The following is a 12849-nucleotide window of genomic DNA, read 5'->3' on the forward strand; positions in this document are numbered from 1 at the left end:
TGCAACCTCAGCCCACCAACCTCAGACGGCGCGATCCATGGTGCGCAGCCAGCGCTGGGTCTCGCGCGGTGAGGTGAGGCGGTAGAGCAGCAGATGCGGGTACTCCCGCTCGATAACCTGCGGCAACTGATCCAGGGACCGACGGGTGCGCCAGGACCAGCGGATGATGTGGTCCTTCTCGGTGAAGATGCTGCGCAGCGGTGCCTCACGCAGGCCCGAATCCCAGATCCGCTGCCGAGTCATTCGCCGGGTCAGCGTGCGGCGGGTGACCCAGTGCATCCGTCGCGGCACGGAGTAGTCCAGCCAGATCATGGCTTGGGCGCGTCGGGCCAGCATCGGCCGGACCTCGCGGTACTGCCACTCGGTGACCCATGCCTCGGACGAGACTGCGGCCGCGACATCGTCGAGAAACGTCGGTCGTTGCGTCCACCCGGAGCCCCAGTGCAGGTTGTCCATCTCAAAACGCTCGAGATTTCTCAGGGCCGCGAGCTTCTCGGCCAGGGTGGTCTTCCCTGCGCCCGAGGTCCCTGCGATGACGATGCGCTCGCACTCGGGCGGCAGGAGATCAGCAGAACTCAAGGTGGGCACTGAGCCAGCCTAATCATCTCGGAATCCAGCGGGCGGCGAACTCGGTTCGGGATGAAGCTGCACCCAGGCATGTGCGAGCAGGTCGTGTGTCTCTCTGAGGCTGAGTCCTTCTTCGGCTGCTTGGCGTGCGAAGTCAGTCGCCGCCCTGATCAGTGGTTCAGTGCTGGCATGACCGGGGTTGACCCTGGTGCCGGCGCCCCGCATGGTCCGAATGAGTCCTGCGTTCTCCAGTTCTCTATAAGCCTTGGCCACGGAGCCCTGAGCGACTCGCAGGTCAGCGGCGAGCTGGCGGACCGGGGGCAGCCGCACGTCGGGCGCAAGCTGACCTGCGCGGATCTGAGCCGCCAACTGGGAACGGATCTGCTCCACCGGGGATACCGCCGAGGATGAGTCGATGCTGATCATGGCACCGGTGCGTCCTCTGGGCGGCGGGAAGCTTTCCCTGTGGACCAGAGAGCCGCGACGACGGTGAGACCTTTGGCGAACAGCACCACTGCGGCGGCTGCCACGACCAGCGAGGCAAGGATGGCGATCAACGCGAGTGTGTGTCCGGGCTCCACCGGGACCGAGTCAACCGTCGCGAGGGTGTCGGTAGTGGGGACTGCGTCGAGGTGACTGGCTCGAAGCACAGTGCCACCAATCGCCAGGAGTCCTGCGACCTGAAAGGCGAGGGCAGCGCTGGAGGTGGCCATGACGAAGACGGTTCGTCGTGATCTGAGAGCCGTATCCGCATCGTAGAGAGCGGGCGAGGTTGGCCGGGGCGCGGCGGCGATGCGGCGCAGAGACCAGTACACGACGATGATCAGCAGGACCGTGCCGACCAAGACCGGAACCCCGTAGTACCAGCCGGGGAAGGGCCCGCTGGACGACAGGCCGTACTGCACGTCCACGATCTGTCCGTCCTCGACGCCCCACCCGGAGAGTTCGCGGCGCTGGTAGAGGCGATGCAGCCCGTTCTCATCGGTGGATGAATGCAGCCCAGCGAGGACCAGCCCGAGGATGAGGGTGAACGCGGTGGCGAGGGGAAGGGCGAATACCCACTGCCGCGCGAAGGAGCCCGGGCCCCTTGGCACCAGCTCCGCGTGGGTTCGTGTGCCCGGGGCGGAGTTCCAGGTTCTGCGGGGATACACGTTGAAGGCGACGAGCCCGGTAAGAGCGCCCACCGAGGCGGAGACGGCGTAGGCCAGCCCGTACCCTTGCGGCCACCAGGCACCGACCTGCCAGGTCAGTGCCGTGGCGCACACGCCCGCAGCCAGCGCAGTCAGAGATGCCAGAGCCTCACTGCGGTGCAACAGGGCAGTTTCGACATTCCGCTCTGCGGGGGAGTGATTCGTCAGGACAGGTCTCATACGGGAGCCTCTGAGCGCTCGGCGGATGACGATCCAGATTGCGGCACCGATCAGGGCCGCGATGACCACTGCCAACACTGTTGACGTCAATCTCATGGCAGGTCCTCCTCGAACGGCTTGTACCTTGACTGCAATACAAGCTGTCGAGACGGTCTTGTGTCAAGGACGCGATACAAGCTGCTGGGGGCAGTCCCTCGGATCAGAGAGACGCAGCCCGCCCGGAAGACAGGTCTGATCGTCGCGCGCGCCGGATGAGCTACAGCGTCCGCTGGACCCGCATCACGCGGCGGCGCAGCCAATAGCGACGCAGCCCACCGGTGTAGATCATGGACCGGCGCAGCTCCCACTTGCCATACTCCGCGTGGTCGGTGACCCGACGCCGCACCTCTTTCAGCGACTCCCGCGGCTGGCAGGTGATGACCATGTATTCCCACGTGGGGCCGGCGTCGTCGGTCGTGGTGTAGAGCTCGGCCATGGGCTGGGACCACCGGTTCTGCTGGGTCATCAGAGGTTCACCTTCACTTTCGTGGGGAGGCTCCAGCCTACGTCGGACGGAGTCTCAATCCGAGATCAAGACCAAGACTTACTGAAGTGGTGTCTCGTTGGTACGGTGAGCCTATGACTATGGATCCTCGCGTGGCACTGAACGCGCTGACGAACGCTCTCGAAGAGCATCTCTCCGCTTCGCTGAACCGCCGCGGGGATGAGGATCCGTCGGTGGAGTCCGCGTTCTACAACATCTCCGACGCGTTCGAGGCCTATGAGGACGCGCTCTTCGCCGCCAGCGGCGAGGTCACCCCGCTGGATCTCTACGACGAAGATGACGACGAGGACGACCTCGACGAAGACGACGATGATGATGATGAGCCTGACCTCGACGGTGACGAAGAGATCTACGAGGACGAGGACGAGGACGACGACGACCGCTGATCCCGTCCAGGCCGGACCCGCCCGGAGGCCCACGGATCAACAGGCAAATCCCAGGGGTCGCTCAGGCGACTGACAGCCTGGAGTGATCCGCGCCACCGTTGTCGGTGACCGGGAAGCGCCCTCGGATGCTCTAGGCTCGGCCTGTGCAGTGGATAGAAGCGATCATTCTTGGCCTGGTGCAAGGCCTGACAGAGTTCCTCCCCATCTCATCCTCCGCGCATCTGCGGATTGTGGGGGAGTTCCTGCCGGGAGCAGCCGACCCCGGCGCAGCCTTCACCGCGATCACCCAGCTCGGCACGGAGCTGGCGGTGCTGGTCTACTTCTGGCGCGACATCGTCCGGATCCTCAAGGCCTGGTTCGCCGCCATCCTGGGCAAACTGCCGCATTCCGACGCCGACGTGCGCATGGGCTGGCTGATCATCGTGGGCACCATCCCGATCGTGGTGCTCGGGCTGCTGCTCGAGGACATGATCGAATCCGTCTTCCGCACGCTCTGGCTCACCGCCACCATGCTCGTGGTCTTCGGCGTGCTGCTGGCCTTCGCCGACGCCTACGGCAAACAGCGCAAACCCCTGGATGAGCTCAGCGTCCGCGACGGCATCCTCTTCGGCTTCGCCCAGGCCATGGCCCTGATCCCCGGCGTCTCCCGCTCCGGCGGCACCATCACCGCCGGGCTGCTGATGGGCTACACCCGTGAAGCCGCGGCCCGGTACTCCTTCCTGCTGGCGATCCCCGCGGTCTTCGGCTCCGGGTTCTATAAGCTCTTCGGCTCGCTGGGCGAGCAGACCGGCCCCTACACGATGGGACAGACGCTGGTCGCCACCGCCGTCGGGTTCTTCGTGGCCTACCTGATCATCGGCTGGTTCCTGAAATATGTCTCGACGAACTCTTACACCTTGTTCGTGAACTACCGGATCCTGCTGGGCCTCTTCGTCTACGTGATGCTCGGGCTCGGAATCATCAACGCCTGACCGGCGTTGCCTCAGTAACGACTTCCTTCCCGGCAGGGGATGCCTCGGCGACCGCGCGGTCGCTGAGGATCCTTCGATGACTGCTGGCTGACCCACTGGTGAAAGGACCGCCGCGTGAAATCGTGGACCTCCCCGGATGTTCCCTCCCTGCCTGCGCTGCCGGAGAACCTGCAGCTGCACGACACCTCGGCGGACACCCTGGTTCCGGTGAAGTCCGCCGACGGCGTGGGGTCCCTCTACGTCTGCGGGATCACCCCGTATGACGCCACCCACCTGGGTCACGCGAACACCTACATCCAGTTCGACCTGCTGGTGCGCTATTGGCGCGCCGCGGGGCTGGAAGTGAACTACGTGCAGAACGTCACCGATATCGACGATCCGCTGCTGGAACGCGCCACCGCCACCGGCGTGGACTGGTTCTCACTTGCTGAAGAACAGACCGAGCTCTTCCGCGAGGACATGGCCGCCCTGGGCGTGATCGCCCCGAACACCTATCTCGGCGCCGTGGAGACCATCCCGGTGGTCGCCCAGGACGTGGCCGCGCTGGTGGAGCTCGGCATGGGCTACCCGGTCCCGGTGCCGATGGAGGAACTCGCCGAGGGGGTCACCCCCGGGGAGCAGGAGTCCTTCGACATCTACTTCGACATCAGCGCCGCACAGGCCACCACGCCCTGGACGCTGGGAAGCATCGGCAACTACAACCGGGCCGAGATGGAAGAGCTCTTCCCGCAGCGCGGCGGGGACCCGGAACGGCCCGGCAAGCGCGACCCGCTGGACCCGCTGCTGTGGCGGGCCCGCCGCAACGGAGAGCCGCACTGGGACGGTGCGAGCCTGGGCCGCGGCCGTCCCGGCTGGCACATCGAATGCTCTGTGATCGCCCGGCGCCACCTGCCGGCCCCGTTCATGGTCCAGGGCGGCGGCTCGGATCTGCGCTTCCCGCACCACGAGTTCAGCGCCGCGCACGCGACCGCCGCCGACGGCGTGGCCCTGGCCGAGACCTACCTGCATGCCGGGATGGTCGGGCTGGACGGTGAGAAGATGTCCAAGTCCAAGGGCAACCTGGTGCTCTCCTCCCAGATGCGGGCCGAGGGCGTGGACCCGCAGGTGATCCGCACCCTGCTGCTGAGCCATCACTACCGGGCGGACTGGAGCTACACCCCGGAGCTGCTGGAGACCGCCACGCAGCGCTGGCAGCGCTGGAACGCTGCTCTGGCCGAAGCCCCGGAGACCGATGGCTACGGTGAGCTCGGCACCGCCGACGCCGTGCCGGAGGACCTGCAGTACGCGCTGCACTCGGCGCTGTCGCAGAACCTCAACGCCCCCGCGGCCCTGGACACCTTGGACATGTGGGCCAGCGGTCAGCTGGCCGGCGGCACCAGCCGAACCCGGGTCATCGCCGTGGTCCAGGCGATGCTGGGCATCGAGCTCCAGGCCGTCGCCGCAGCCCCGCGAGTCCATGCCGGCTCGGTGGAGACCGCCGGCTGAGCAGCTTCACCAGGTGTTGAGTCCACGCGCTGAGACCCGGCCCCGAGGCTCAGCTCGCAGCCCCGGCCCTGTGGTCAGGTGCTCAGATCAGGCGCAGCCGCCTGGTCCTCCGGCGTCTCGTCGGGCTCAGTTTTCCGGGCGCTTGCGACGGCGCAGGTATCGCTCGAACTCCTGGGCGATCGCCTCGCCGCTGGCCTCGGGAAGGTTCGAGGTGTCCGTGGCCTCTTCCAGACGCTTGACGTAGTCCGCGATCTCGGTGTCCTCCTCGGCGAGATCATCGACGCCGCGCTCCCATGCCTCGGCGTCCTCGACCACCTCGCTCTCATCCAGGGTCAGACCCAGCAGGTCCTCCAGCTCACGCATGATCGCCAGCTGCGCCTTCGGTGAGGGCGCCTGACCCACATAGTGCGGAATCGCGGCCCAGAGCGAGACCGCGGGCAGCCCGGCCTGCGCGGCGGTATGCGCCAGCACCCCGACGATCCCGGTGGGACCCTCGTAGCTGGGCTCGTCGATGTCCAGGATCTCCTGCAGCGCGACATCCTCACTGGAGAGCGAGGCCGGGATCGGCCTGGTGTGCGGGACATCGGCGAGCAACGCGCCCACCAGGATGATCCCGGAGACGTCGTTCTCGGCGGCCCGGGTCAGGATGTCCGCGGTGAAGGCCTGCCAGCGGAAGCTCGGCTCCACCCCGTGGACCAGCAGCAGGTCCACTGCGGCGTGGGCCGGTCGGGCGCGGTAGATCTTGGTGGAGGGCCAGACGATCTCCCGGTGCCCACCGTTGGAGCGCACCTTCGGGCGCGAGAACTGGTAGTCGTAATATCCGTCATCTTCGACCTTGCCGATCAGCTCCGCCCCGCAGGCCTGCCCGACCGCGCGCACCGCGGAGGAGGCGGCGGCGCCGGCGTCGTTCCAGCCCTCGAAGGCCAGCACCATCACCGTGGGCCGAGACCGTGGATCCTCGCCCCGTCCGGTGGCGGCGGCGGTCTGGCTGGCCCTCAGGTGCTCGGCGAAGCGCTGCGCGAAGCCCTCAGGCAGCGCGGGATCGCCGGCCTCCGGGGAATCGCCGGGGCCCTCGGGGGAGGAGTCCTGAGACGGTGTTTCTTCGCTCACGCTTCTCACACTATCCCGGTGGCGATCCCACGGGAAGCGTACGATTGGGCCCATGCCTTCGACCTCCTCCACCACTGTCATGCCCTCCACCGCGGACGCCGCGCGCCCCTCCGAGGAGCTCTCCGGGGAACTCCAGGCGGTGTTCTGGGACATGGACGGCACCCTGGTGGACACCGAGCCGTATTGGATCGCCGAGGAGCGCGCCCTGGTCGAGGCCCACGGCGGCACCTGGTCCCAGGAGCAGGCGCACAGCCTGGTCGGGCAGGCGCTGAGCCACAGCGCCACGGTGCTGCGCGAGGCCGGGGTGGACATGACGGTGCGCGAGATCATCGATCACCTGATCACCCGGGTTGCCGCGCGAGCCGCCGCGGAGATGCCATGGCGTCCCGGAGCCCGGGAGCTGCTGGCAGACCTGCACGCCGCCGGGGTGCGCTGCGCCCTGGTCACCATGAGCGAGAAGCCGCTGGCCGAGGCGGTGGTCGCGGCCCTGCCCGCGGGCCAGCTGGAGTTCCTCGTCACCGGAGACATGGTCAGCCGCGGCAAGCCCGACCCGGAGGCCTACCTGCAGGCCTTCCGCACCATGTCCGATGACCACGCGCAGCGCAGCGGCGAGCCGTTGCAGATGAGCCGCTGCATCGCCATCGAAGACTCGGTCCCCGGGGTCACCGCCGCCGCGGACTCCGGGCTGGTCACCATCGCGGTCCCGCACTACACCCCGATCCCCTCCGATGCCCGCTGGCAGACGCTGGACGGGCTGGCCGGTGTCAGCGCGGCGGATCTCGAGCGGCGCCTGCCCCGATGACCGAAGGTCCGCAGGGCAGGTCGCGCAAGGCGATGACGCTGATCCGGGTCGCCGGGGTTCCGGTGCGCTTCCGCGCCTCCTGGTTCCTGATCAGCGCCGCGATCGTGGCGCTCTTCGGACCTCAGGTGCAGCGGATCTTCCCGGAGCTCGGCGCCCTGGCCTACCTGGTGGCGCTGGGCTACGCCGTGCTGCTGATGGTCTCGGTCCTGGCCCACGAACTGGCGCATGCCCTGGCGGCCCGCTCCTTCGGCTGGCCCACCACCGAGATCGAGCTGAACCTCTGGGGCGGACACACCGAGTTCCTGGCCCACCGCGCCACCCCCGCGAAGTCCCTCGCGGTCTCTCTGGCCGGACCCGCGGCAAATCTGGTCATCGCCGGCGTGGGCTTCTACCTCTCCGGGGCGCTGGACCTCACCGGGGTCACCGCGATGCTGGTCCAGGTCACCGTGCTGGTGAACTTCTTCGTCGGGATCTTCAACCTGCTGCCCGGGCTGCCGCTGGATGGCGGGCGGATCGTGGAGTCCGCGGTCTGGGCCGCCACGGGCAACCAGGACCGCGGGATGCGCGCCGCCGGGTGGGCCGGGCGCGTCGTCGTCGTCCTGCTGCTGGCAGGACTGGCAGCAGTGGTGATCTCCGGAGCGCGGGAGGTGAGCCTGGTGGTGGTCGTGGTGACCGTGATGGTCAGCTTCTTCCTCTGGCAGGGCGCCTCAGAGACCGTGCGGGTGGCCAACGCCCGGCTGGGCCGGGCCCGCTGAGACTCAGCTCGCGCTGATGCCCAGGGCCTGACGGGGATAGGCTGAACCCAGACGATACGTCCGCACGCACCGGATCACGGGCGGCGGAGCCGCAGCACCTCAGAGAGCGAGTTTCAGTGACCTCCAGCACCTCCGGCGAGTCCCAGGCGAGCACCCCCACCGGTCCCATCGGGGCGCATATGCGCTCTGGTCCGCTGCGCGCGGGCCAGCGGGTGCAGCTCACCGACCGTAAGGGCCGGCCCAGCACCATCACCCTGCAGCCCGGCGGGGAATGGCACACCCATCAGGGGGTGCTGCGCCACGATCTGCTCATCGGTGCCAGCGAAGGCATCCTGGTGGCCAACGACGCCGGCCACGAGTACCAGGTGCTGCGCCCGCTGCTGAACGACTTCGTGCTCTCCATGCCGCGCGGGGCCACCGTGGTCTACCCGAAGGACTCCGCGCAGATCGTGCAGGTCGCGGACATCTTCCCTGGGGCACGCGTGGTGGAGGCCGGTGTGGGCTCCGGCGCGCTGTCCATCTCGCTGCTGCGCGCGGTGGGGGAGAGCGGGGTGCTGCACTCCTATGAGCGCCGGGCCGACTTCAAGGAGATCGCCGTGGGCAACGTCGAGGCCTTCTTCGGCGAGCCCCACCCTGGCTGGGAGGTCTACCTCGGGGACATGCAGGAGGAGGTCCTCACCGTGGAGGCCCCCGGAAGCGTGGACCGGGTGGTGCTGGACATGCTGGCCCCCTGGGAATGCCTGGACGCGGTGAAGACCGTGCTGGCACCCGGCGGGGTCTGGGTGAGCTACGTCGCCTCAGTCACCCAGCTCTCCCGCCTGGCCGAGGAGATCCGCGCCTCGCAGGGCTTCACCGAGCCTGAGGCGCACGAGACCATGCTGCGCACCTGGCATCTGGACGGGCTCGCGGTGCGCCCGGACCACCGGATGGTCGCCCACACCGGGTTCCTGCTCTCGGCCCGCCGACTCGCCGATGACCAGACCCCGCTGCAGCTGAAGAAGCGGGAGAAGGTCTCGGTGGCCAGCGAGGAGGACCGCGCCGCCTGGCCCGCCAACGACCCGGAGGCCGTCTGGGACGAGGCCAGCCTGAAGACCCGCACCGTCTCCGGGAAGAAGGCCCGCAAGGCTGCGGCCTATTCACAGAAGATCGCCGCCCAGGCCAAGGAGGTGTTCACCCGTGAGTGAGCAGACCGGCAACCCTGACAACACCGCCCAGTCCAGCCCTGCCCAGTCCAGTCCCGCCCAGTCCCGTGAGGCGCAGCAGCAGCTGCAGCGGCTTCAGCAGGCGCACCGTCAGCTGGACACCATGCGCAGCCGCGCCAAGACCCTCGAGGAGCAGCTGAAGACCGCCGGGCGGAACAACCAGCGGATGGCTGACCTGCTGGAGACCACCCGGAATGAGATCTCCCAGCTGCGCAACGCGCTGCAGGCCGACGGGCAGGCGCCGTTCACCTTCGGCACCGTGATCGGCTACCGGCCCGAGCACCCGCAGTCCGAGGGCCGCGAGATCCAGGCCGCGACCGTGGCCGGAGTCGACATCCTGCAGGCCGGGCGCAAGCTGCGGGTCAGCCTGTCCCCGCTGATCAGCCCGGAGCAGCTGCAGGCCGGGGATGAGGTGCTGCTGAATGAGAACTTCACCGTGGTCGCGATCCTCGGCGCCGAGCGCACCGGGGAGCTCGCCCGGGTCAAGGAGGTGCTGCCCGACTCCCGGCTGGTGATCATCTCCCGCGGCGAGGATGAACGAGTGGTCACCCTCACCGAGGCCGCCACCGCCGCCGCGCAGCGCGAAGGACTGCACAGCGCCCGCGTGGGCGACGCGGTGATGGTGGACCTGCGCACCGGGACCGCCACCGAGATCGTGCCGCTCTCCGAGGTCGAGGACGTGGTGCTTGAGGAGTCACCGGATGTCTCCTATTCCGACATCGGCGGCCTGGCGGAGCAGATCGAAGCGATCCGCGACGCCGTGGAGCTGCCCTTCCTGCACGCGGACCTCTACCGCGAGCACGGGCTGCGCGCGCCCAAGGGAATCCTGCTCTACGGGCCTCCTGGCTGTGGCAAGACCATGATCGCCAAGGCGGTGGCCAGCTCGTTGGCCTCCAGCGGCCTCCCCGCGCGCGGGGAGACGGGCGCCGGCGTCACGGCGGCCAGTGAGAAGCCGGCCGGTGAGAAGGGTGCCTTCTTCCTGAACATCAAGGGCCCGGAGCTGCTGAACAAATACGTGGGCGAGACCGAGCGGCACATCCGGGTGATCTTCTCCCGGGCCCGCGAACGGGCCTCCGCCGGGCAGCCCGTGGTGGTCTTCTTCGATGAGATGGAGGCGCTGTTCCGCACCCGCGGCTCGGGAGTCTCCTCCGATGTGGAGACCACCATCGTGCCCCAGCTGCTCGCCGAGATCGACGGGGTGGAATCCCTGGAGAATGTGATCGTGATCGGCGCGTCCAACCGGGAAGACATGATCGACCCGGCCATCCTGCGCCCGGGCCGGCTGGACGTGAAGATCCGGGTCCAGCGCCCCGGCCGCGAGGGCGCCGGGGAGATCCTGGGCATCCACCTCGGCTCGGAGGTCCCGCTGCACCCAGACCTGCTCGCCGCCCACGGGGACCGCAGCGCCGCCGTCGCCGCTCTGGTCGACGCGCTGCTGGACCGGCTCTTCCCGGCGACCCCGCAGGCACGGCTGCGCCTGATCCACGCCGATGGCAGCCAGACCGGCTTCCAGGCCGCGGACTTCATGTCCGGTGCGGTGCTCAGCAACATCGTGGACCGGGCGAAGAAGGCCGCGATCAAGGACTTCCTGCGCGCCGGCACCGACCCGAGCCAGAAGGGCCTCACGCGCGAGCACCTGCTCGCCGCGGCCGAGGAGGAGCTGCGCGACCAGGAGGACCTGGTCAACACCGCAGACCCGCAGGCCTGGGCCCGCGTGGTGGGGGCCTCCACGTCCCCGGTGGTCCGGATCGAGCGTCCCGGAGAGGCCGCGACCCACGCCGGAGCCGGGTCTGAGGACGCCGCCGGAGCCGGGCCTGAGGTCGCAGCCGGAGCTGCCGACGCCTCCGGATCCTCCCAGGACGCCGAGGTGCGCGGATGAGCGTGCGCCGGCTGATCGGGATGGAGACCGAGTACGGGATCCACGCTCCCGCCAACCCCCGGGCCAGCCACGTGGCGCTCTCCATCGAGCTGGTCAACGCCTACGCGGCCCACGTCACGGAGAGCGGCGGGGCGGTGGCCGGCACCGAATGGGACTACCAGTCCGAATCCCCGCTGGTGGACGCGCGCGGGTGGGTGCTGCCGCGTTCCGCCGCGCACCCCTCCCAGCTCACAGACACCGGTGAGTCGCTGCGCCATGCGGAGCACGACGACGCGCTGACCCACGCCACCGAACAGGAGCCCGGCCAGGGCCCGGTCCGCGACGCGCTGGGCAACGTCAGCGGGGGAGACCCCAGCCCGGCCGATGCCGCCGGTTCTTTCCACGCCCCCGGCTCGCCGCACTGGCGCGGAGAGTTCTTCCAGGCCGAGGAGGGCGCCCCGCAGCTGCTGATGAACCTGGTCCTGGGCAACGGGGCCCGGTTCTACGTGGACCACGCCCACCCGGAGTACTCCGCGCCCGAGGCCGTGGGAGCCCGCCGCGCGGTGCTCTACGACGTGGCCGGGGATCGGGTCGCGCTCGCCGCCGCCCACCGGCTCAGCCAGGAGCAGCACGCCCCGCAGGTGCTGCTGTATAAGAACAACACCGACAACAAGTCGGTCTCCTACGGGGCCCACGAGAACTACCTGGTCCCGCGCAGCGTGGACTTCGACGCGCTCGTGGCCGGACTGCTGCCCTTCTTCACCACCCGACAGATCCTCTGCGGCGCCGGCCGGGTGGGGCTCGGACAGACCAGCGCACAGCCCGGGTATCAGATCTCTCAGCGCGCGGACTTCTTCGAAGAACAGGTCGGCCTGGAGACCACGGTGCGCCGCCCGATCATCAACACCCGGGATGAGCCGCACGCCGATCACGACCGGTTCCGCCGGCTGCACGTGATCATCGGCGACGCCAATATGAGCGAATACTCCGCCTGGATGCGGGTGGGCAGCACCGCGCTGGTGCTGGACCTCATCGAATCCGGACGTGCCCCGGAGCTGAGCCTGAATGATCCGGTGGCGGCGCTGAAGACCATCTCGCATGACCCCACGCTCACCGCCACGGTGCCCACCTCCCGCGGGGAGCTCACCGCGGTGCAGATCCAGCGGCTCTACCTGCAGGCCGCCCTGGACTGGGAACGGGAGAAGACCGGCCTCGCCGCCGGCCCGGCAGTGCCCGACGCCGAGACCGCCGAGGTCCTCGAGGCATGGGAGGAGCTGCTGGTCGACCTTCACCAGGACCTCTACCGCGCCGCGGACCGGGTGGACTGGATCGCGAAGCTGAGCCTGCTCGAGTCCTACCGGCGCCGCGACGGACTGGCCTGGGACGCTCCGCTGCTGGGCATGGTGGATCTGCAGTACGCGGACCTGCGCCCGGAGAAGGGGCTCTATCACAAGCTGGCCCGCGCCGGCCGGATGCGCCGGCTCTTCACCGATGAGCAGATCGACTGGGCCGCGGAGCACCCGCCCGAGGAGACCCGCGCCTGGCTGCGCGGTGCGCTGGTCAGCGGCCACGCCGACGTCGTCGTCGGAGCCAGCTGGGACCAGATCCTGCTGCGCGCCGACGAGGTCTCCCCGGTGGTGCGGCTGGGGCTGCCGGATCCCTACACCGGGACCCGCGCCGCGACGGAGAATACACTGAGCAGCGCGGCGCGCCCCGAGGACCTCATCACCGGACTCCAGCGGCTGCTGGGTCAATAGACTGCTGAGTCGCTGAACCGCAGGGCTCAGAGAAGGAGAGAT

At 68.9% G+C, this 12849-nt stretch carries 13 protein-coding genes; 8 read left to right on the forward strand and 5 right to left on the reverse strand.

What is annotated here, in order from left to right; genetic code table 11:
• Positions 1 to 21: 21 nt before the first annotated feature.
• The 4 genes from HNR11_RS10165 to HNR11_RS10180 form a co-directional block, all read right to left on the reverse strand.
• Complete coding sequence (locus tag HNR11_RS10165; RefSeq protein ID WP_179442173.1) at positions 22 to 588, reverse strand: P-loop NTPase family protein; 567 nt, start codon at positions 586 to 588, stop codon at positions 22 to 24.
• Between the two features lie 9 nt (positions 589 to 597).
• Positions 598 to 993: a GntR family transcriptional regulator gene (locus tag HNR11_RS10170; RefSeq protein ID WP_179442174.1), complete on the reverse strand. Its 396-nt coding sequence runs from the start codon at positions 991 to 993 to the stop codon at positions 598 to 600.
• Positions 990 to 1880 carry a hypothetical protein gene (locus tag HNR11_RS10175; protein WP_179442175.1) on the reverse strand — a complete coding sequence of 297 codons (891 nt, stop codon included), beginning with the start codon at positions 1878 to 1880 and terminating at the stop codon, positions 990 to 992. The genes HNR11_RS10170 and HNR11_RS10175 overlap by 4 nt, the downstream gene beginning before the upstream one ends.
• A 313-nt stretch (positions 1881 to 2193) precedes the next feature.
• Positions 2194 to 2412 (reverse strand): DUF5703 family protein, encoded by a 219-nt coding sequence (locus HNR11_RS10180; RefSeq protein ID WP_058889504.1) that lies wholly within the window; start codon positions 2410 to 2412, stop codon positions 2194 to 2196.
• Positions 2413 to 2555: 143 nt separating this feature from the next.
• Here HNR11_RS10180 and HNR11_RS10185 point away from each other — a divergent pair, with 143 nt between their 5' ends.
• The 3 genes from HNR11_RS10185 (at position 2556) to mshC (ending at position 5323) form a co-directional block, all read left to right on the forward strand.
• A complete protein-coding gene (locus tag HNR11_RS10185) occupies positions 2556 to 2867 on the forward strand; it encodes a primosomal protein (protein WP_179442176.1) in 312 nt (103 codons plus the stop codon).
• A gap of 143 nt (positions 2868 to 3010) precedes the next feature.
• The gene (locus HNR11_RS10190) at positions 3011 to 3838 is read left to right on the forward strand and encodes an undecaprenyl-diphosphate phosphatase (RefSeq protein ID WP_058889386.1); all 828 of its coding nucleotides are present in this window, start codon (positions 3011 to 3013) and stop codon (positions 3836 to 3838) included.
• A gap of 114 nt (positions 3839 to 3952) precedes the next feature.
• The gene (gene mshC / locus HNR11_RS10195) at positions 3953 to 5323 is read left to right on the forward strand and encodes a cysteine--1-D-myo-inosityl 2-amino-2-deoxy-alpha-D-glucopyranoside ligase (RefSeq protein WP_179442177.1); all 1371 of its coding nucleotides are present in this window, start codon (positions 3953 to 3955) and stop codon (positions 5321 to 5323) included.
• Positions 5324 to 5449: 126 nt separating this feature from the next.
• Here mshC and HNR11_RS10200 read toward each other — a convergent pair whose 3' ends face one another.
• Positions 5450 to 6433 carry a PAC2 family protein gene (locus HNR11_RS10200; RefSeq protein ID WP_232301809.1) on the reverse strand — a complete coding sequence of 328 codons (984 nt, stop codon included), beginning with the start codon at positions 6431 to 6433 and terminating at the stop codon, positions 5450 to 5452.
• Positions 6434 to 6485: 52 nt separating this feature from the next.
• Here HNR11_RS10200 and HNR11_RS10205 point away from each other — a divergent pair, with 52 nt between their 5' ends.
• The 5 genes from HNR11_RS10205 (at position 6486) to dop (ending at position 12807) form a co-directional block, all read left to right on the forward strand.
• The gene (locus tag HNR11_RS10205) at positions 6486 to 7235 is read left to right on the forward strand and encodes an HAD family hydrolase (protein ID WP_246310382.1); all 750 of its coding nucleotides are present in this window, start codon (positions 6486 to 6488) and stop codon (positions 7233 to 7235) included.
• Positions 7232 to 7990 carry a site-2 protease family protein gene (locus HNR11_RS10210; RefSeq protein ID WP_179442178.1) on the forward strand — a complete coding sequence of 253 codons (759 nt, stop codon included), beginning with the start codon at positions 7232 to 7234 and terminating at the stop codon, positions 7988 to 7990. The genes HNR11_RS10205 and HNR11_RS10210 overlap by 4 nt, the downstream gene beginning before the upstream one ends.
• 179 nt (positions 7991 to 8169) lie before the next feature.
• Positions 8170 to 9174, forward strand: coding sequence for a tRNA (adenine-N1)-methyltransferase (locus tag HNR11_RS10215; protein WP_083505008.1), 1005 nt, complete (start codon positions 8170 to 8172; stop codon positions 9172 to 9174).
• On the forward strand, positions 9167 to 11071 hold the full coding sequence (arc, locus tag HNR11_RS10220; protein WP_343050649.1) for a proteasome ATPase: 1905 nt from the start codon (positions 9167 to 9169) through the stop codon (positions 11069 to 11071). Before HNR11_RS10215 ends, arc begins: the two co-directional genes overlap by 8 nt.
• Positions 11068 to 12807 carry a depupylase/deamidase Dop gene (dop, locus tag HNR11_RS10225; RefSeq protein WP_179442179.1) on the forward strand — a complete coding sequence of 580 codons (1740 nt, stop codon included), beginning with the start codon at positions 11068 to 11070 and terminating at the stop codon, positions 12805 to 12807. Before arc ends, dop begins: the two co-directional genes overlap by 4 nt.
• Positions 12808 to 12849: the final 42 nt, after the last annotated feature.

Source organism: Nesterenkonia sandarakina (genome assembly GCF_013410215.1).
In the GTDB taxonomy this organism is placed as follows: domain Bacteria; phylum Actinomycetota; class Actinomycetes; order Actinomycetales; family Micrococcaceae; genus Nesterenkonia; species Nesterenkonia sandarakina.